Source organism: Pseudomonas pohangensis, from assembly GCF_900105995.1.
GTDB lineage: Bacteria > Pseudomonadota > Gammaproteobacteria > Pseudomonadales > Pseudomonadaceae > Aquipseudomonas > Aquipseudomonas pohangensis.
The window spans coordinates 1,129,443-1,147,707 of record NZ_LT629785.1; the positions used below are offsets into that span (position 1 = coordinate 1,129,443).

Below are 18,265 nucleotides of genomic sequence, written 5' to 3' on the forward strand. Positions count from 1 at the left end.
TTGGTTGGCTTGGCGGTCGGCAGTCTTGCTTCCACTCTGATTCAACTACTGGAACCCGACGGGTCAGCCAATGAAAGTATCCGACCTACTCAGTCTTGAACGGTTTCTGCCGGGTTTGGGAGACCTGCTGCGCTACCGTCGGGCCGATCTGCCACATGATCTGGCTGCCGGGCTGGCGGTGGCGGCCGTGGCACTGCCGGTGGGTGTGGCCTATGCCCAGCTGGCAGGATTTTCAGCAGAGGCAGGACTGTATTCGAGCATCCTGCCGTTATTGGCCTACTTCCTGTTCGGTACCTCGCGTCAGCTGATTCTCGGGCCGGATGCGGCCACATGCGCGCTGGTTGCGCTTACCGTTGCACCTATGGCTGGCGGTGATCCGGCAGCCTACATTGCCTTGTCGGCGTGGCTGGCATTGATTGCCGGGGTGTTCTGCATCCTTGCCAGTTTTCTCAAGTTGGGCGCGATGGCAGATTTTCTTTCGCGGCCCATTCTGGTGGGCTTTCTCAACGGTGTTGCGATCAGCATTGCCTTGAGTCAGTGGGGCAAGCTTTTTGGCTTCAGCACGGAAAAACACGGGGTGATTCCGGCAACGCTCGAGCTGTTCAACAAGTTTGGCCAGGTGCACTTGCTGACCATAGCGATCAGCTTGCTGGCATTTGTCGTGCTGTTCCGCGCTCCGCGCTATATCAAGCGTCTGCCCGCAGCCCTGGTTGCCATGATTATCACGGGTGTCGTGGTGGCCTTGTTTGATCTCGGCAGTTTCGGGGTGGCTACGCTGGGTAAGGTACCTGCCGGATTGCCGGAATTCGGCTTGCCCGACAAGGCCCTCGAAGTGCTCGGTGCAAACCTTGAGTCATTGCTGGCGGCCGCTGCCGGTATTGCCCTGATCAGCTTCTCCAGTGCGATGCTGACGGCTCGCAGTTTTGCCGCGAAAAACAAGTACGACATCGACGTGGATCGCGAGTTTGCTGCGCTGGGCGTGGCCAATATCGCCTCGGCCCTTTCCCAGGGTTTCGCCATTTCCGGAGCAGATTCGCGTACGGCCATGAGCGACTCGGCAGGCGGCCGTACCCGGCTCACCGGCCTGTTTGCCGCGGCCACGGTGGCGCTGGTGCTGATCTTCTTTGCCGAGGCCTTGCAGTTTGTCCCGGTTGCAGCGCTGGGAGCGGTGTTGATCATGGCTGCGCTGTCCCTGCTCGATCTGGAATCGCCAAAACACTTCTGGGCTGTCGACAAGCGCGAGTTTGCCCTGGCGCTGGTTGCCACCATAGGCGTGATCTGGGTGGGCGCCCTGCAGGCGATCCTGTTTGTGGTCTTTCTTGCCATAGTGCGTTTTGTGCAGCTTACGGCAAGACCACGCGCGGAGGTCCTGGGAACGATCGAGGGCACATCGGGGTTTCACTCGCTGGATCGGCATGCCGATGCAGTGGAGGAGGCCGGGCTGGTGATGTTCCGCTTCAATGGGCCGCTGGTTTTCTTCAATGCCGGCTATTTCAAGCGCGAGGCCTTGGCCGCGGCCAACCAGCAGGGGGATGCGCTGCGCTGGTTTGTGCTGGATCTGATACCACTGACACAGCTGGACCTGACCGGGCTGGATGCATTGATGGATGTGCAGGCCGAGTTGATGTCCCGCGGGGTGCGTTTTGTCAGTGCCGGTCGGCGCAGCGAAATTCAATACGAAGGGCTGTATTTCCAGCGCGAAGGCCTGAGCTTTCCGACGCTGCGTAAAGCGCGCAATGGCTACCTGAAAGCCTTCAAACCGGCCGAGACGCTGGTGGGCGAGGTGCCTGCAAGCCCTGAAGATGCAGCGCCGGCCTGATATCGAGAGCGTATTGCCTGATTTTTTTGTCTGACCAAACTAACCCGGAGAACTGCATGAATACTCGTATATGGATAGCTGCATTGCTGGTTGCTGGCCTGTTGTCTGGTTGCGCTGGCTCCGCTGCGGATAACCAGATAGTCAACGTTACGCTGAATGCCACGCCGGCAAATCAGGGCCAGACGGGCATGGCCGTGTTTGTCGACAAAGGCGCTGAAACAGGACTCGACTTTACCATCGGTGGCGTGCCGTCCGGTGTCAGTTCGCCGTTGCAACTGCAGGCCTTCATCTATCCGGGCAGCTGCGCCAATCCCGGTGCCCAGCCGGCCTATTCGCTGAATCAGGATACCCAGGCTTATGAAGGACAGGCGGGCTGGGTAATGAGCAAGGTGGTGCCGGTTGCGCTTGGCAGCCTGACGGCTACTGAGCACACCGTGGTGGTACGCACCAGTCAGGCAGATGGCAATCAGGATATTTTCTGCGGGGATATTCGCTGAGGGCGGGCATCGTCAGTCCTCAGCCCCGAGGCTTCAGGCCGCCTGCAGGCTGCCATCCAGGCAATTGTGCCAGGCCTGAAGGAAATCACCTGACAGGCCTGCCGGGTTGAATACCTGTTGCCAGATCCGCGCAAAGCGCTGGATGTCAGGTGTTGCGGGCAGCTCGATATGCTGTGCCTCGATCAGAAACCAGGCAATGGCGGTGGCGTAACGCAGGTTTACTGCCAGCTCCAGATGCGGGTCCTGCAGGAAGGCATGCTGGCTGGCCAGCCCGCGTACCTGACTGGCGAGGCATGGGTCAGCGGCCAGATAGCTGTCCCAGCAGGACTGATGCTGGTCGGCGCTGATCTGGAAGATGCCGTAACAGTTGCTGTCGGCCAGCTGGCAGCCCAGACCGGACTGGCAGGCCGCAACGGCCAGCAGCAGCGCTTCAGCGCTTGCCGAGTGACGTTGCAGATGGTGCAGGGTTGGTGCAATGACCAGCTGGCGAAGTTGACTGGCGTCGATTCCCATAGCAATCCCCGAGAATGGTGGTCCGGTGGGGCCGGAGCGCGTGGCAGATTCTTGTTGGTGTACTAAAGGCCCCACCGGAAGCGGGGTTAGCCGCTTGTCTTGAAGTTTAACGCGATATTTGTGCTTTAACGAACTGTTTTTAAACTGATTATTGATTCCAGAGCCTGCCCTTAGATCACTTGGAAATTAACGCCTTCATCTATACAAGACGGGATGAAGCGCTGACCCATTGGCGTGCGCCGGGCTTTGTTGGAATGCTGAATCGGGCTAGGCTGCACGCCTTGCGCCCAGTCCCTGTGGCGCTAACTAGCGGAGACTGAAGCTTGAGTTGTCAGCGAGAAATTGTGCGGCGCCTGCGAGAGGGCATTCCGGGCTTCGAGTGTGTGGCGGGTTGCCATGATTGCTGTGGCCCGGTGACCACATCATCTGAAGAAATGTCCCGTCTGCCGGTCAAGAGCGATGCCGAACATGCCGAGGCGCTTGAACAGTTCAATTGTGTGCACCTGGGAGCCAATGGCTGCGAAGTCTATGCCGAACGCCCGCTGATCTGCCGTCTGTTCGGTACTACGCCGCGTATGCCTTGCCCGAACGGGCGCAGGCCGCAGCAGATGATCGATCCCAGGCACGAGCAACAGATTCACAACTACATTGCCAGTACCCGCCAGGTGCTGGTGTAACGCGCTGCAGGGCAGTTTCTTCAGTCGCCGGTGGCCACCGGTCGTTGCGGGTCGGTAATCCACTCGCTCCATGAGCCTGCATACAGCGGGGCCAGCTCGAAGCCGGCCAGACACAGGGCAAACAGGTTGTGGCAAGCGGTGACACCGGAGCCACAATAGGCGACCAGGGTTGTCGGGCTGCGCTCCCCGAGCAAACCCTGAAAGCGCCGGCGCAGTTCTTCCGCGCTGCGAAAGCGCCCTTCGGCATCCAGGTTGTCGGTAAATGCGGCGCACTGGGCACCGGGAATGTGTCCGGCCACCGGGTCGACAGGCTCCACTTCGCCACGAAAACGTGGCAGGCCGCGGGCATCCAGCAGGGTTAATTCGCCCTCTGCCAGACGGTCCTCGAGGGCCTTGCTGTCGAGTACCAGACGGCTGTCGGCTTGCCCCTGAAAACTTCCTAGGGCAACCGGAGCAGCAGCGCTTTCCAGTGGCAAACCGGCCTGGTTCCAGGCTTGCAGGCCGCCATCGAGCAGGTAGACCCCCTCGCGCTTGCCCAGCCATGCCAGCAGCCACCAGGCGCGTGCGGCAAACGCGCCGGGACCATCGTCGTAGAGTACGATGCGCGAATGATTGTTGATGCCCCACAGGCGCAGCTTGCCCAGCAGGATTTCACTATCCGGTAACGGATGACGGCCGGTAACGCCGGCAACCACCGGGGCGGATAGATCCTGGTCGAGATCGGCAAAGCGGGCAGCGGGAATATGTGCGCTGTTATAACTACGCTGTCCGTAGGCCGGATCGTCCAGCGCGAAGCGACAGTCCAGAATCACCAGATCGGCATCCTGCAGCCAGTTTGCCAGTTGTTGTGGATCAAGCAGTTGGGCGATGGCCATCGGGGCATCCTGTGTCTTGTGGGGAGCAATGGCTATGATAAAGGCCGCCAGGCTGGATGTTACCGTTGCAGATGGATAAATCCGTACTTTGACTAGCGCGCTTTACAGGAGAGAAATGATGCTGGAGAGTCTGCAGCCCCTGGCCCGGAGTGCCACGCTGATTCGCACCCTCGGCGTGATCGTGGAAACCCTGCTGCTGACGGCCCTGTTCAGTATCAAGGTGATTCTGCGTTCGGCGCTGGGCCAGCTCGACCGTCCGCGGATGGACTATTACACCCGCGCCTGGGCCGCCCGCCTGCTGTATCTGGTGCGCATGCAGCTGAGTGTGCGCGGCCACTTTCCGGAGATTGTCGACGGCCGCCGTTATCTGGTGCTGTGCACTCACTCCAGTCACTACGACATCCCGGTGAGCTTCGTCGCGATGCCCGGTTCGATCCGCATGCTGGCGAAAAAGGAGCTGTTCCGCATTCCGCTGCTGGGCTCGGCGATGAAGGCCGGGGAGTTCCCCTCGATTGACCGGCATCATCGCGAGCAGGCGCTGGCCGACTTGCAGAAGGCCCGGCAGATGATGGAAAGCGGCATAGTGCTGTGGGCGGCGCCGGAAGGTACGCGCTCGGCTGCAGGTGATCTGTTGCCGTTCAAGAAGGGTTGTTTCCATCTGGCGCTGGATACCGGTGCCATCATCATTCCGGTAGCGATACGCGGCATTCACCGCGTGCTGCCGGCGCGAACCTTTCGCCTCACCCTCGACCAGCCCGTGCAGTTCCAGATTGGCACCCCGATCGACGCCACGGCATTCGATGCCGGTCACATCGATGCTCTGATGGCGCAGGTGCGCAGCCAGATGCAGGCGATGCTCGACGCCGGCGACAGCTGAGTCGTGCCAGCGCATAGCGTCAGTTCCAGCGCGGTGGCCTCCTGCAGGCCGTGTGCACCCTCAGCCTCCGCGCAGGGCAGCGGCCCAGAGCCGGTCAACTCGGGCAAAGTCACCTTGCGCATGCTGCTGGCGGGTCTGGTGCTGCTGCTGGCGAGTGCCTGCAGCAACTTGCAGATCGGCTACAACCTGGGTGACACCGTGACCCTGTATTACCTGGACGGTTACCTCGATCTCGATACCCGGCAAAAACACCAGGTTTCGGCAGAGCTGCAGAAGCTGTTTGCCTGGCATCGCCAGCATGAGTTGCCGGCTTATGCCCGGGAGCTGGGCAAGATCCGGCAGATGCTGCAGGAGCCTTTGGCGGTAGGGCAACTGCGTGCAATCAATGACTTCATGCGCGCTGCGTTGCAACGTATCGCCTTGCAGTCGGTACCCATGTTTTCCCAGTTGCTGCTCAGCCTGACGCCGCAGCAGGTCGCCTATCTGCGCGTGCAACTGGACGAAAGCAATACCCAGTGGCGGGACGAGCATCTGGCCGGCTCGCTGCCTGAGCAACAGCAGCAGCGCCATGAGTTGCTGCTGGAGCAGTTCGAGCAATGGTTCGGGCCGCTGGATGCCCAGCAGCAGGCAACCCTGCGCGTGGCCAACGAGCAATGGCCAGTGGGTCAGGAGTTCTGGTACGGCGAACGGCTGATCCGGCAACAGGAAATGCTCGCGCTGGTAGACTACGCGGTGATGCAGAAGCCGCCTCGGGCGCAACTTTCCGAGCGCCTGCGCCAGTATATTGAGGGCTTTGAAACGCGCCGCTCGCCACAACGCCAGGCCCGCGTGGACAGCTCGCGCGAGCACCTGATGCGTCTGATCGTGACGTTGACCAACAGCGCGAGCCCCGAGCAGAAACAGCACATTGTGGCGCGTGCAGAGGATCTGATCGATGATTTCGCCGCGCTGGTGGCACAGCATTGAAGGTGGGTGGTTGATCCCCGGGCATACAGCGGGCTAATGGCTCTGGCAGCCGGCAGGCGAGAAGAGCAGACTGCAGTCGCTTGCCCAGAACCGTGTTACCTGACAGCAATAATTCGAATAATCAGCCAGGAGCTTGTTACATGACCAATCAGCGGTTTATCCGTGCACTGTTGGGCAGCCTGCTGCTGGCCCTGCCTTCGGCCTGGCTGTTGCAGGCGGCCGAGACACCTGCCAGTTTCCAGCTGGATGCAAGCAGCTTCCGCTGTATGCGCGACATGACCCCGGTGCGGCATTTCTATGTGGACAACCTGGCCGGCAATCTGGACGGCACACTGGCAGCGGCCAATGCTCCCGAGGGTGCAATTTACCCGACAGGCTCGGTGGTGCAGCTGGTGCCGACCGAAGTGATGGTCAAGCGAGACCCGGGTTTCAGTCCGGTGACCGGGGACTGGGAATTTTTCGAGCTGGACGTTTCTGCCAATGGCTCGACCATCCAGAAGCGCGGCTTTGCCGAGGTGAATAACCGGTTCGGCAAGAACTGCTTCGGCTGTCACGTACCGGCGAAGGAAAAATGGGACTTTATCTGCGAAGAGGGTCATGGCTGCGAGCCGATTCCGGTTACCCACGCCATGACCGCTGCACTGCAGCGCTCCGACCCGCGCTGCGGCGAGCCCGAGCTGCAATCCGGGGATAGCTGGGAGTTGTTCAAGCTGAAGTCACTGGTGGTGCTCGGTAGCGTCGTTAAAACGGTAAAAGGCTGGTTCTGACGCATGCGGTATAAAACCGGAGGCCTGCCGAATCCGCTGGGCTTTTGCGTTGCAGGGGACGCTGTGGCACCTGTCAAAAGCGGATATGGATGGAATGCAGCATGAAGCCCTGGCTGGTTGGCGGCACCCTTGTTGTTCTTCTGGCTGCCTGGTGGCAGGGCAGTGCGCCTGCACCCTATATCGTTGCGGCACCTGCGCACCATATCGGTGAGGTTCCGGCTGCAGTGCAGGCTGCCGGGCTGGGCGACCTGATCAGCACGACGGCCATGCGCACGGCCACCGAACTGCCAGGACACGATGAAGTGCTGTTGCAGGAGGATCTTGGCCGGGCCTTTGTCAGTGCCCGGGATGGCTGGGTGTGGCGGGTCGATCTGCACAGTGGCAAAGCCGGGCGCTTTGCCAAGGCTCCGCTGTCACCCACGGGGGCGCGGCTGGTTCCGGGTAATCCCGATGCGGCCTATTTCTGTATGGCGCGGCTGGATGACGAGCAATACCCCGATACGCTCAGCCCGGGTATCTACCAGCTGGATCTGCGCAGTGCCGAGTTCACGCCGGTCGCCCTGCGCGTACCCTTGCTGCCTTCCACCGACAGCACTGAAGGTCTGGTGCATGTACCGCCCAAAGGTACGCTGGCGATGGCGGACATGACCGACCGCAACAGCCGGCCGGTCGCGTTCTGCAATGATCTGGATGTTTCAGCCGATGGCCAGCGGCTGTACATGAGCGAACCCTATCCCTGGCCAGACGCCGCCTCCGGCACTGGTGCAGTACGTGATGCCATCACACTGGCCGCCAATGGTCGGCTGTGGATGTTTGACCTGCAGGCCGGAACTGCCGGGCTGGTGGCGGAAGACTTTGTGTTTGTCGATGGCGTGCTGCTGGAAAGTGGCGCGGACGGCAAGGAAATCGCCGTACTGATTACGGAAACGCCCAAGTTTCGCCTGAGCCGCCTGCATCTCGCCGGCTCGTCAGCGGGCAGCTCCGAACTGTTGTGGGATGCTTTGCCAGGGATGCCGGATGGGCTGGATCGGGATGCGCAGGGCAGGGTCTGGGTTGCACTGCTCAAGTCACGCTCGCCCTTGATGAGCTGGATGCATGCCAATCCGTGGATCAAGCCGTTGATGTTGCGTATTCCGCAGCAACTGTTGCCGGTGGACAAGAGCACCAGCATTCTGCTGCTCAGCCCCGATGCCGGGCAGGTGCTGGCTTACATCAAGCATGACGGCTCGCTGGTCAGTGATATCTCGGTGGTGGTTCCCGGGCGCAATCGCATCTATCTGCCGAGTTTCGACCGCAACAATCGGGGGCTGGTGTCGATGCCCTATCCGCCTTTGCCCTGATATGCAGGCAGGCGAGTTCATTTCATTACCGGATTGAAGGGAGCAAGGCATGTTTGTCGGACACTATTGTGCAGCCTTTGTCGCCAAGCGCATCGAACCACGTTTGCCACTCTGGACATTGCTGCTGGCAGTGCAGGTGGTCGATGTCTTCTGGGGCTTGTTCATCCTGCTTGGCATAGAGCGCGCAAGTCTGGATCCCGGTTTGCCCGGCAATCCGCTGGTGCTGTCCTTCATGCCCTATACCCATAGCCTGCCGGCCACGCTGTTGTGGTCAGCGGCGGCAGGGGTGCTGGGTGTGGCGCTCTGGGCACGCGGCGAGCACAAACTGAAGCTGGGCCTGACACTGGCGGCTGCAGTAGCTTCGCACTGGTTGCTGGATCTGCTGGTACACCGGCATGACCTTGGCTTGTGGGGCGATGCGCACAAGGTCGGGCTTGGCCTGTGGGATTTGCCGATGGCCGCCTATGCACTGGAAATCTTGCTGCTGGCGGGGTCGGTGCTACTGCTGGCTTTTTCACCGGTCTGGCCGGGGAGCCGGCGCCGGGCGCTGGCTGTGCTCTGCCTGGGGTTGCTGGTATTGCAAACGGCCAGTCAATTTGGCGCTACGCCGGGAAACCTGAAGGCGATGGTGGTGTCGGCGCTAGCGGTGTATTTGCTGGTGCCACTGGCAGGCAGGTGGGCAGAGGGAAAATAAAAATCGGGCTGGTGCCCGAGTTTTTTATAAAGTCGGCGGAGTAGTATGAATTTTCTAATTTTGCTCGGTAACCTCACTGCATGCCTGAGAGATGGCAGCCAGTTAATTAATCTAAACCCTGAGGTGTACCATGACTAAAGCAAACGTTAGCAAGAAAGTAGAAACTGCCAAGAAAGACATCGAGAAGGCCTTCAGCAACGCCAAGGATTATTCGCGCAATCTGTATCTCGCCGGTCTGGGTGTATATAACACCACCGAGCAGCAGCGCAGCAAGGCGTACAAAGAAGTCGTCAAGACTGGCACCAGCATCTTCAAGGATCTGGTCAAGGCTGGCGAAGGTCTGGAAAAGAAGGGCAAGAAACTGGTCAACGAGCAGACCAAAGCTGTTAACGATCAGATCAGCAACGTGAAGAGCACTGTCAACAAGCGCTTCAACACTGCCAAGAGCACTGTGACCAAGAACATCAACAAGCTTGAGTCCTCTGCCAAGAAAACCATCAAGACCGAAGCCAAGGCTGTTGAAAAGGCCGCTGTAAAGGTTCAGGCAAAAGTAGCTGCCAAGGCTCCGGTCAAGGCTGCTGTGAAGAAGGCTCCTGCCAAGGCTCCAGTAAAAGCCGCTGCTGCCAAAGCTCCGGTAAAAGCTGCTCCCAAGGCTGCTGCTCCCAAGGCTGCCGCTCCGGCCGCACCTGCAGCTCCTGCAGCTCAGGCTTAAGTCGCTGTAACCGTATCAGGTTGAGTTCTTCAGCCTGATTCAGGAAAACAAAACGCCCGGTGCATTGCATCGGGCGTTTTGCTTTTATGGGCTGGAGTGCGCGGCGGATTGCCGGCAAGTACAACGCATTACCGTTATTTCACTTTTACGACCTGAATAGTCCCTGATTTCATAGACGTCTTTATGCGATCTCTGCTTGCCGCATGCACGAGCGGATCCAGCTTGCCGGCATCCAGGGCCGGCCTGGGACGATACACAATGTCGCCACCTGCGCCAGACGAGCCTTTGCGCATCAGTTTCTCCATCATGCCGAAGTAGGTCGATTCGTTTTCCCTCAATCTTGAACTGAATCTAACAGCTTGCGCGTTGTCGCTGCTGGCTAGGGTGGGAGTGCCGATAGAGACTGGGCGATGAGCCGCACCTTGTGCTACTACTATTTGAAAGTCATTTCGAAGCGTCTGCCAAGCTGAGTCTGCAACCGCGTAAGTCTTGTCTTGCATTCAGAAAAGTGGTCTGAAAGTTCCGGGTCAGGGCAGGATGAGTTCTGAAGGGTTTCAGCTGCGTTGTACTAAGGATGGAGTATCACAATGAAACGTCTGCTTGTTTGGATCGTAATTCTGGCGGTGGTAGGCACTGTAGTCGGCGGCGGGCTTTTTTATGTCTTTCCCAATCGGATGTCTGATTATGGCGGCATCGTGATCAACTATTTGCGCACACTGACCGCACCAAAAGGCACGCTGGTTATAGAGGCCAATCCAGGCTTCAAGTACTCGACAGCCACTGCAGCTCCGGTCGCACAGCAAACAGACGGGGTGGATTGGCCTAGCTACAACAGAACACTGACCTCCGATCGCTACTCTCCGCTGACTACGATCTCTACTGAAAACGTCAGTAACCTGAAAGTGCTCTGCACCTACGACACCGGCGAGATTACCTCCTTTGAGACCGGTTTGATCATGATCAACGGCTCACTGATCGGCACCACTGAATTTGATATTTTCGCCCTGGATCCGGCCACTTGTGCCGAAAAATGGCGTACCCATGAGGACTATCCACCGAGCATTTTACCGGTCAACCGGGGCGCCGCGTACCTTGACGGCATGCTCTTTCGTGGCACCCAGGATGGGCGAGTACTGGCCTATGATTTCGACACTGGCAAGCGAGTGTGGGAGACCACCATTGCTGACCCGAGCATTGGCGAATCAGTACCAGCAGCGCCGATTGCCTGGGAGGGCATGGTTTATGTCGGCCAGGCTGGCGGCGACTACAAAGGTGTCAAGGGACGCATGTACGGGCTCGATGCCAAGACCGGTAAAATCGTCTGGGAGTTCTACCTGGTGCCCTACGCCGAAGGCGACGTAGTGCGTGGCCCGCTGGGCAAGTCACCACTGGACGCCTCAACCTGGGGTGATACCCCGGGCATTCCAATCAGCGGTGGTGCAACCTGGACATCAACCACCCTTGACCCTGCAACCGGCTCGATTTACGTACCCGGCGGCAACCCGGCACCGGATTTTGCCATCGGCCAGCGTGAGGGCGACAACCTCTATTCGGGTTCCGTGGTTGTACTGGATGCCAAGACCGGCGACTACCGCAATAACTTCGAGATCGCCGGCGAAGACTGGCATGACTGGGACGTGTCCAACCCACCCATCCTGATTACAACGCACGCAGGCAAGAAGCTGATGGCGGTGGCACCGAAGGACGGGCACGTTTATGGTTTCGATCTTGCCACGGACAAATTGCTTTATCGGGTACCCGCCACACAAATCGAGAATGTGGAGGCACCTTTTGTAGTGGGCAAGTCCGTGCGTTTCTGCCCCGGCTCGGTCGGCGGCGCGGAGTGGAACAGCCCCGCTTACAGCCCGAAAACCAATCTCATCATGGTCGGCGAGGTCGACTGGTGTTTTGCCGTCACCCTGGCGGACACCAAAGAACTTGAAACTACTCCCATTGGCCATCCCTGGATGGGCACTGCAGCACTGAACCCGCTCAACGCCTTCGGTGTTCCTCAGGAAAGCGACACGAGCTGGCACGGTTGGGTCTATGCGATTGATGCCGACAGCGGCGAGTGGGCCTGGCGCGCCAAGTTGAACTACCCGGTAGTGAGTGGCATGACTCCTACCGCTGGCGGCGTGGTGTTCTTTGGCGATGTTGGCGGCAACTTCTACGCGCTCAACGCCACAACCGGCGAAAAGCTCTGGGGTGAAAAAATCGGCGGCGCCATTGGCGGTGGCGTAATCACCTATACAGCCGGCGGTGTTCAGAAGGTCGCAGTAGCCACCGGATTCACCTCACCCGTCTGGCCAGTCGTGATCGATACGGCCAAGGTGGTCATCCTCGGTCTGGAAGCTGCGAACTGAGAAGCAGCCAATTGCAGAATAGCTGCAGCCCTTGAGCATTTAGGCTGGCAATGGACTGACAAATGCAGAGCGGTGATCACGCTTTATTGATCCGGCGTGATTTTTCCGTGAATGCTGTAGCCGCCGTTCAGGCAGCAGTCGGCTAACATGGTGGACCGTTCGCAACTCGCCCGATACCGCCCTACAACACCAGCGGCACCGTGCACTCGAAGTGACTCAAGGCAGATGACAGACAATCGAATAACAAGGAATACCCATGGATTTTGACCCGGTCCTGCTCTCGCGAATCCAGTTTGCTTTCGTGATCAGCTTTCACATCATCTTTCCGGCATTCACCATCGGTCTGGCAGCCTGGCTGGCGACCATCGAGGGTGTGCGTCTGGCAACCGGCAATCCGCTGTACCGGCGGGTTTTCGATTTCTGGATCAGGATTTTCGCGGTGTCTTTCGGTATGGGCGTGGTCACCGGCATAGTCATGGCCTTCCAGTTCGGTACCAACTGGGGCGTGCTGGCCGAGCGCACCGGCTCGATTCAGGGGCCATTACTGGGCTATGAGGCGTTCACCGCGTTCATGCTGGAGGCGAGCTTCTTCGGCGTCATGTTGCTCGGGCGCAATCGTGTCTCTCCGCGCTTTTTCTTTTTCGCCTGTTGCATGGTTTCGCTCGGCACCATGTTTTCCTCGTTCTGGATTCTTGCCAACAACTCCTGGATGCAGGTGCCGGTTGGTTATGAAATTATCGACGGCAAGATCATTCCGACCGATTGGCAGGAAATCGTGCTCGGCGCGGTGATGCTGGTGCGCTGGCCACACATGTTGTTTGCGGCATTCCTGACCACGGCGATGTGTATCGCTGCTACGGGTGCCTGGTATGTGCTGCGCGACATTCATCGTCCGGAAGCTCGCGTCATGTTGCACTGGGGGCTGGGTCTGGCGGCAGTGCTGATCGGTGTGCAACTGTATTTTGGCCATCTCACCGGCCTGTATGTGCTGGAGCACCAGCCGGCGAAATTTGCCGCGATCGAGGCACGCTGGCAAACCCAGCAGCCCGCTTCCGAGGTGCTGATCGCCTGGCCGGACAGTGCTACCGAGTCCAATCATTTTGCGCTGGAAATCCCCAAACTCGGCAGCCTGATTGCATCGGGCAACTTGACCTCGAAAGAAATCGGGTTGGACAGTTTTCCGGTTGAAGATCGCCCGCCAGTGCTGATTCCGTTTTTTGGATTTCGCATCATGGTCGCAATGGGACTGATCATGCTGGGGATCTCATGGCTGGGAAATCTGCTGCGCCTGCGCGGCAAGCTGGAGTCATCGCGCTGGTTCCTCCGTGCGACTTTTCTGGCGTGGCCGAGCGGTTTCATTGCGACTTTGTGCGGTTGGTACACCGCCGAGGTGGGGCGCCAGCCCTGGGTGGTCTACGGCTTGCTGCGCACCAGTGATGCGGTGACACCGTCCTTGACCGGCAGCGACGTGCTGCTGTCACTCAGCGTGTATATGGTGGTGTATGCCGTGATCTACGGCTTTGGCATTTATTACATTTTCAAATTGCTGCGTCAGGGGCCGACTGCGGAGGAAGGAACATTCACCTACGCGACGGCCAATCGCCCGCTGGCATTTGCCGATACGGCGGCCAGTTCTACCGGAAATCCCAAGGAGCCAGGCCAATGACGCCCGAACCAAGTGAATTGGCCCTGTTCTGGGCCGGGGTCGTGGCTATCTCGATTCTGGTCTATGTGATTCTTGACGGTTTCGATTTAGGCATCGGCATCCTGTTCGGCCTTACTCAGGATGAAGACAAGCGCGGGCAGATGATGACCAGCATTGCACCGTTCTGGGACGGTAATGAAACCTGGCTGGTGGTGATCGGCGCCAGCCTGTTTGCCGCTTTCCCTGCGGTTTATGCGGTGTTTCTCGGGGCCTTTTACCTGCCGGTACTATTGATGCTGATGGGCTTGATCTTCCGCGGTGTGGCCTTCGAATTCCGTGAGCGCAGTCAAAACATGCGGCGCTTCTGGACTGTCGGTTTCTGGCTGGGCTCGGTTCTGGTCGCTTTTGTACAGGGCGCTGCGATCGGCGCGATGATGCGCGGTGTGCCGGTGGAAAACATGCAGTTTGCCGGTGATGCCTTCTTCTGGCTGAAACCCTTCCCGATACTGACCGGTATCGGTCTGGTGTTCGGTTATGCCCTGCTCGGCGCCGGCTGGCTGGTGATCAAAACCAAAGGCCCGATGCAGGACTGGGCCTACGCCTACCTGCCGCGTTTGATTTTCGGTGTTCTGTTGATTATTTCAGTGGCATTTATGGCGACGTTGTCGATTGATAATGCTGCCATTGCGCAGAGCCACTTCAGTGAGCGCAGTTGGGCTTGGGTATTCCCGGTCCTGGCTGCCGCAAGCTTGCTCGGCGTGCTGGTCGCCGCTCGCCTGCGCCGTGAGCATCTGCCGTTTGCCTTGACCGTAGCCTTCTTCATCAGCTCATTCCTGACCCTGGGATCCATGCTGTGGCCGTACATGATCCCGTATGCGCTGACCATTGCCGACGCCGCAGCGCCGGAGTCTTCGCTGCAGTTCTTCTTTTATGGCGGGGCAATCGTGTTGCCGGTAATCGCCATCTACACCATCGGCGTGTATTGGGTATTCCGCGGCAAGATTGAGTGGCGGCAGGACTGATCAGGCCAAAAAATGTGCGCGCAACAGGGCTCTAGCTACTGCGCGCACAGCTCCATTCCACGCCTTCGCGGCGTGGAATGCTGGCTGGCGTGGTCGCTGGCCTAGTTGCGGAAGCCGGGATCGATTTTGTCCAGTTTGCGCAGCAGTGCCGGCCAGGCGATCTGGCCACCCATGCCGCTGGTGCCGGTGGCCATGACCTGCTTGGTGTCGCCCTGGATATCCGGCGAAATGTGTAGCAGGTCGCCAGCCGCCTGCGCGGTGATCTGGATCTGGCAGGTGGATTCGAAGAAGTACATGGCCAGGAAGGTGTCGGCGATGCTCGGACCAACCACCAGCAGGCCGTGGTTGCGCAGCATGAGGAAGGTCTTGTCGCCAAGGTCGTGCTGCAGACGTGGCTTCTCATCATCGCGCAGCGCGATACCTTCGTAATCGTGATAAGCCAGCGAGGACAGCACCAGGGTCGACTGCTGGGAAATCGGCAATACGCCGCCTTTCTGCGCGCTGACAGCAACGCCTGCACGCGAGTGGGTGTGCATCACGCAGCTGACGTCTTCACGCCCGGCATGAATGCAGCTGTGGATGGTGAAGCCGGCCGGGTTCACCGGGAAAGGGGAGTCATGCAGCTTGTTGCACTGCTGGTCGACCTTGATCAGCGAGGAGGCGGTGATCTCGTCGAACAGCATGCCGTAGGGGTTGATCAGGAAGTGATGCTCGGGGCCTGGGATGCGCACGCTGATATGGGTGAACACCAGATCGGACCAGCCATAGAGTGCGGTCAGGCGGTACAGCGCAGCCAGGTCCACGCGTAGTTGCCATTCTTCGGGACTTACCTGATCTTTCATGGAGGGAATCTGCATCACTTGCTCCTTCGGGTTATGTGCACAAGATGTGCGGTTGCTTGAGTCTAGTTAGCGCTGAACAATCGGTGTTTCTGTTACCAGGGCGTGCTGTCGATATTGTCGCGGCTGATATCAGCAATGCGCGTCACGCCAGACAGGGCCATGGCGATTTCCAGTTCACGCTTGAAGACGGCAAGAAGATCTCTCACCCCTTGCTCGCCGGCCCCGGCCATGGCCCACACCCAGGGGCGGCCAATCATTACCGCGCTGGCGCCGAGGGCGATGGCCTTGAATACGTCAACGCCGCTACGCACGCCGCCGTCCATGAGGATTTCCATCTGCCCGCCGACGGCCTCGGCAATCGCCGGCAACTTGGAAATGCTCGAAGCCACGCTGTCCAGCTGGCGGCCGCCGTGGTTCGACACGATCAGGCCATCGGCCCCGACGGCAAGGGCATCCCGTGCATCGCCGGTTTGCAGAATGCCCTTGATCAGCAATTTGCCTTTCCAGATGCCGCGCAGCCATTCGATGTCCTTCCAGGTCACCGAGGTATCGAACTGGCGGTTGATCCACTGGCTGAATACGGCCAGATCGGTGGGGTCGGGCACCACATGGGCCAGATTGCCGAATGAATGCGGCTTGCCCTTGACCCCGACATCCCATACCCAACCCGGACGGGTGCCTAGTTGCCAGACCTTGCCCAGCTTGCCGCGCAGGCCTGTATCGAGCATGCCGTTGCGCACATCGCGGTGGCGCATGCCGGGCATCGGCAAGTCGACGGTGAACACCAGGGTGTCACAACCGTTGGCCATGGCCCGTTGCAACAGGTCGCGAATCACTTCGCGGTCGCGGATCATGTACAGCTGGAACCAGAAGGGTACGCTGGAAGCGCTGCGGATCTCGTCGAGCGGGCAGATGCCGACGGTCGACAGGGTGAAGGGCACGCCAGCGGCGTTGGCCGCACGCACGCCCTGTACTTCGCCACGCCGGCCGAACAGGCCGGCCATGCCGACCGGCGCCAGCACCACGGGCATGCTGGCCGGCTTGCCGGCAATCTCGGTGGAGGTGTCGAGGTTGTCGACATTGCGCAGTACCTGCTGCTTGATCAGCACTCTGGCGAAGTCATCGACATTGCTGGCCAGGGTGCGCTCGTCGTTGGCGCCGCCGTCGATGTAGTCGAACAGAAAGCGTGGCAGGCGTGCTTCAGCCAGACGCCGGTAATCCAGCGGCGTGACGGGTATCAGGTTGAGGGTCTTGCCCATGCTTGGTCTCCTAGAGCACTTTGCCGGGGTTGAGCAGGTTGAGTGGGTCCAGGGTCTGCTTGATGCTGCGCATCAGCGCCAGTTCACTGGCATTGCGGCTGACCGGCAGGTAAGGCTTTTTCTCCAGGCCGATACCGTGCTCGGCGGATACCGAGCCGCTGCAATGCTGCAGCGCACCGTACACCAGTTTTTCCACCTTGGGCCGCGCTGCGGCATATTGCTCGGGCCTGACCGCCACCGCGACATGCAGATTGCCATCGCCCAGATGGCCGAAGATGAACAGCCGGTGCTCGCCAATGGCAGTCGGCAGGGCCGTGGCCAGATTGTCGGCGAACTGCTGCATCTCGCTGATCGGTAGCGAGATGTCGAAGACGATTGGCAGGCCATGCTGCAGCACTTGCTCGACGTCATCCCGCAGCGCCCAGAAGTCGTGGCAGTCGGCAGCCGACTGGGAAATTGCCGCATCGACAATCAGGCCGCTGTCGAAGGCCGATTCCATGGTGGCGTTGAAGCGCTGGGTGTCCAGTTGTTCGTCGGCGCCCTGGCTCTCGACCAGCACATAGAAGGGGTAATCCCGGGCAATCGGCGGCTTGCCCCTGGCCGGTGCAGTGGACACCAGCCGGTAGAAGTCCTGCCACATGACCTCGAAGGCCGAGAGGGTGCCGCCGAGGGATTTGTCCATGTGCTTGAGCAGGTGCGCGAGGTGCTCGAAGCTGTCCACGCCGATAAAAGCCATGTTGGTACTGGTCGGTTTCTCGCGCAGGCGCAGTACCAGACGGGTGATCACGCCGAGGGTGCCTTCGGAGCCGATGAATAGCTGTTTGAGGTCGTAGCCGGTGTTGTTCTTGATCAGGTTGTTCATCGAGGACAGCACAGTGCCATCGGCCAGCACCACCTCCAGACCGAGCACCATGTCGCGGGTCATGCCGTAACGGATCACCCGGTTGCCGCCGGCATTGGTCGCGGCATTGCCACCCAGGGTGGCCGTGCCGCGGGCGCCGAGATCGAGCGGGAAGGACATGTCATGACTTTCGACCGCTTCCTGCAAGCCTTGCAGGGTAACCCCGGCCTGTACGGTGGCGGTGCGCTGCAACGGGTCGATCTGCTCGATGCTGCGCATGCGTTCGAGCGACAGGATCAGTTCTTCGCTGGACGCATCGGCGCCATGCACCAGGCCGGTGAGGCCGCCCTGGGTGACCACGGCGATCCGGTTGGCATGGCACCAGCGCAGCACCGCCGAGACTTCTGCAGTGCTGGCCGGGCGCACCAGCGCCCTGGCCTTGAGGTTGTCAGGCCGCCAGATGCCCGCCGAGCGGGTGGCTACCTCGGCTGCATCCAGCACGCCGTTGTCGCCAACCAGCGCGCGTAGTTCCTCGAGCATGCCCATGCTGGCGCCT

Annotated in this window: 17 protein-coding genes; 12 read left to right on the top strand and 5 right to left on the bottom strand. The window is 59.8% G+C overall.

What is annotated here, in order from left to right; all coding sequences use genetic code 11:
* Nucleotides 1-70: 70 nt before the first annotated feature.
* Both BLT89_RS05280 and BLT89_RS05285 read left to right on the top strand, forming a co-directional pair.
* Nucleotides 71-1,819 (top strand): SulP family inorganic anion transporter, encoded by a 1,749-nt coding sequence (locus BLT89_RS05280; protein WP_090193440.1) that lies wholly within the window; start codon nt 71-73, stop codon nt 1,817-1,819.
* Nucleotides 1,820-1,875: 56 nt separating this feature from the next.
* Complete coding sequence (locus BLT89_RS05285) at nt 1,876-2,316, top strand: substrate-binding domain-containing protein (RefSeq protein WP_090193441.1); 441 nt, start codon at nt 1,876-1,878, stop codon at nt 2,314-2,316.
* Nucleotides 2,317-2,349: 33 nt separating this feature from the next.
* Here BLT89_RS05285 and BLT89_RS05290 read toward each other — a convergent pair whose 3' ends face one another.
* The gene (locus BLT89_RS05290; RefSeq protein WP_090193442.1) at nt 2,350-2,829 is read right to left on the bottom strand and encodes a hypothetical protein; all 480 of its coding nucleotides are present in this window, start codon (nt 2,827-2,829) and stop codon (nt 2,350-2,352) included.
* 323 nt (nt 2,830-3,152) lie between these two features.
* Here BLT89_RS05290 and BLT89_RS05295 point away from each other — a divergent pair, with 323 nt between their 5' ends.
* Entirely contained in the window at nt 3,153-3,506 is a 354-nt protein-coding gene (locus BLT89_RS05295; protein WP_090193443.1) for a YkgJ family cysteine cluster protein, read from the top strand.
* A 20-nt stretch (nt 3,507-3,526) separates the two neighbouring features.
* Here the strand turns inward: BLT89_RS05295 and BLT89_RS05300 are convergent, their stop codons facing one another.
* On the bottom strand, nt 3,527-4,381 hold the full coding sequence (locus BLT89_RS05300) for a sulfurtransferase (RefSeq protein WP_090193444.1): 855 nt from the start codon (nt 4,379-4,381) through the stop codon (nt 3,527-3,529).
* A gap of 121 nt (nt 4,382-4,502) precedes the next feature.
* Between BLT89_RS05300 and BLT89_RS05305 the strand changes: the two genes are divergently transcribed.
* The 9 genes from BLT89_RS05305 to cydB all read left to right on the top strand — a co-directional run bounded on the left by BLT89_RS05305 (nt 4,503) and on the right by cydB (nt 14,767).
* Nucleotides 4,503-5,258 carry a lysophospholipid acyltransferase family protein gene (locus tag BLT89_RS05305; RefSeq protein ID WP_197673555.1) on the top strand — a complete coding sequence of 252 codons (756 nt, stop codon included), beginning with the start codon at nt 4,503-4,505 and terminating at the stop codon, nt 5,256-5,258.
* A gap of 120 nt (nt 5,259-5,378) precedes the next feature.
* Nucleotides 5,379-6,224, top strand: coding sequence for a DUF6279 family lipoprotein (locus BLT89_RS05310; protein WP_090193446.1), 846 nt, complete (start codon nt 5,379-5,381; stop codon nt 6,222-6,224).
* A 140-nt stretch (nt 6,225-6,364) separates the two neighbouring features.
* Nucleotides 6,365-6,991, top strand: coding sequence for a hypothetical protein (locus BLT89_RS05315; RefSeq protein WP_090193447.1), 627 nt, complete (start codon nt 6,365-6,367; stop codon nt 6,989-6,991).
* 101 nt (nt 6,992-7,092) lie between these two features.
* A complete protein-coding gene (locus BLT89_RS05320; protein ID WP_090193448.1) occupies nt 7,093-8,331 on the top strand; it encodes an SMP-30/gluconolactonase/LRE family protein in 1,239 nt (412 codons plus the stop codon).
* Between the two features lie 49 nt (nt 8,332-8,380).
* On the top strand, nt 8,381-9,025 hold the full coding sequence (locus tag BLT89_RS05325) for a hypothetical protein (protein ID WP_090193449.1): 645 nt from the start codon (nt 8,381-8,383) through the stop codon (nt 9,023-9,025).
* Nucleotides 9,026-9,155: 130 nt separating this feature from the next.
* Nucleotides 9,156-9,737, top strand: a complete 582-nt coding sequence (locus tag BLT89_RS05330) for a phasin family protein (protein WP_090193450.1) — start codon at nt 9,156-9,158, stop codon at nt 9,735-9,737.
* 587 nt (nt 9,738-10,324) lie between these two features.
* Nucleotides 10,325-12,100: a pyrroloquinoline quinone-dependent dehydrogenase gene (locus BLT89_RS05340; protein WP_090193452.1), complete on the top strand. Its 1,776-nt coding sequence runs from the start codon at nt 10,325-10,327 to the stop codon at nt 12,098-12,100.
* A gap of 256 nt (nt 12,101-12,356) precedes the next feature.
* On the top strand, nt 12,357-13,766 hold the full coding sequence (locus tag BLT89_RS05345) for a cytochrome ubiquinol oxidase subunit I (protein ID WP_090193453.1): 1,410 nt from the start codon (nt 12,357-12,359) through the stop codon (nt 13,764-13,766).
* Complete coding sequence (gene cydB, locus BLT89_RS05350; protein WP_197673537.1) at nt 13,763-14,767, top strand: cytochrome d ubiquinol oxidase subunit II; 1,005 nt, start codon at nt 13,763-13,765, stop codon at nt 14,765-14,767. Before BLT89_RS05345 ends, cydB begins: the two co-directional genes overlap by 4 nt.
* Nucleotides 14,768-14,868: 101 nt before the next feature.
* Here cydB and BLT89_RS05355 read toward each other — a convergent pair whose 3' ends face one another.
* The 3 genes from BLT89_RS05355 to BLT89_RS05365 all read right to left on the bottom strand — a co-directional run bounded on the left by BLT89_RS05355 (nt 14,869) and on the right by BLT89_RS05365 (nt 18,255).
* Nucleotides 14,869-15,624 (bottom strand): class II aldolase/adducin family protein, encoded by a 756-nt coding sequence (locus BLT89_RS05355; RefSeq protein WP_090193454.1) that lies wholly within the window; start codon nt 15,622-15,624, stop codon nt 14,869-14,871.
* Between the two features lie 77 nt (nt 15,625-15,701).
* Entirely contained in the window at nt 15,702-16,850 is a 1,149-nt protein-coding gene (locus BLT89_RS05360; protein WP_408003066.1) for an L-lactate dehydrogenase, read from the bottom strand.
* 28 nt (nt 16,851-16,878) lie between these two features.
* A complete protein-coding gene (locus BLT89_RS05365; RefSeq protein WP_090193456.1) occupies nt 16,879-18,255 on the bottom strand; it encodes an FAD-binding oxidoreductase in 1,377 nt (458 codons plus the stop codon).
* Nucleotides 18,256-18,265 lie beyond the last annotated feature (10 nt).

Coding starts and splice junctions, on each gene's coding strand:
- BLT89_RS05310 (WP_090193446.1), top strand. CDS start 5,379: ATGCTGCTGGCGGGTCTGGTGCTGCTGCTGGCGAGTGCCTGCAGCAAC.
- BLT89_RS05290 (WP_090193442.1), bottom strand. CDS start 2,829: ATGGGAATCGACGCCAGTCAACTTCGCCAGCTGGTCATTGCACCAACC.
- BLT89_RS05355 (WP_090193454.1), bottom strand. CDS start 15,624: ATGCAGATTCCCTCCATGAAAGATCAGGTAAGTCCCGAAGAATGGCAA.
- BLT89_RS05340 (WP_090193452.1), top strand. CDS start 10,325: ATGAAACGTCTGCTTGTTTGGATCGTAATTCTGGCGGTGGTAGGCACT.
- BLT89_RS05365 (WP_090193456.1), bottom strand. CDS start 18,255: ATGGGCATGCTCGAGGAACTACGCGCGCTGGTTGGCGACAACGGCGTG.
- BLT89_RS05345 (WP_090193453.1), top strand. CDS start 12,357: ATGGATTTTGACCCGGTCCTGCTCTCGCGAATCCAGTTTGCTTTCGTG.
- BLT89_RS05315 (WP_090193447.1), top strand. CDS start 6,365: ATGACCAATCAGCGGTTTATCCGTGCACTGTTGGGCAGCCTGCTGCTG.
- BLT89_RS05300 (WP_090193444.1), bottom strand. CDS start 4,381: ATGGCCATCGCCCAACTGCTTGATCCACAACAACTGGCAAACTGGCTG.
- BLT89_RS05330 (WP_090193450.1), top strand. CDS start 9,156: ATGACTAAAGCAAACGTTAGCAAGAAAGTAGAAACTGCCAAGAAAGAC.
- BLT89_RS05325 (WP_090193449.1), top strand. CDS start 8,381: ATGTTTGTCGGACACTATTGTGCAGCCTTTGTCGCCAAGCGCATCGAA.
- BLT89_RS05285 (WP_090193441.1), top strand. CDS start 1,876: ATGAATACTCGTATATGGATAGCTGCATTGCTGGTTGCTGGCCTGTTG.
- BLT89_RS05280 (WP_090193440.1), top strand. CDS start 71: ATGAAAGTATCCGACCTACTCAGTCTTGAACGGTTTCTGCCGGGTTTG.
- cydB (WP_197673537.1), top strand. CDS start 13,763: ATGACGCCCGAACCAAGTGAATTGGCCCTGTTCTGGGCCGGGGTCGTG.
- BLT89_RS05320 (WP_090193448.1), top strand. CDS start 7,093: ATGAAGCCCTGGCTGGTTGGCGGCACCCTTGTTGTTCTTCTGGCTGCC.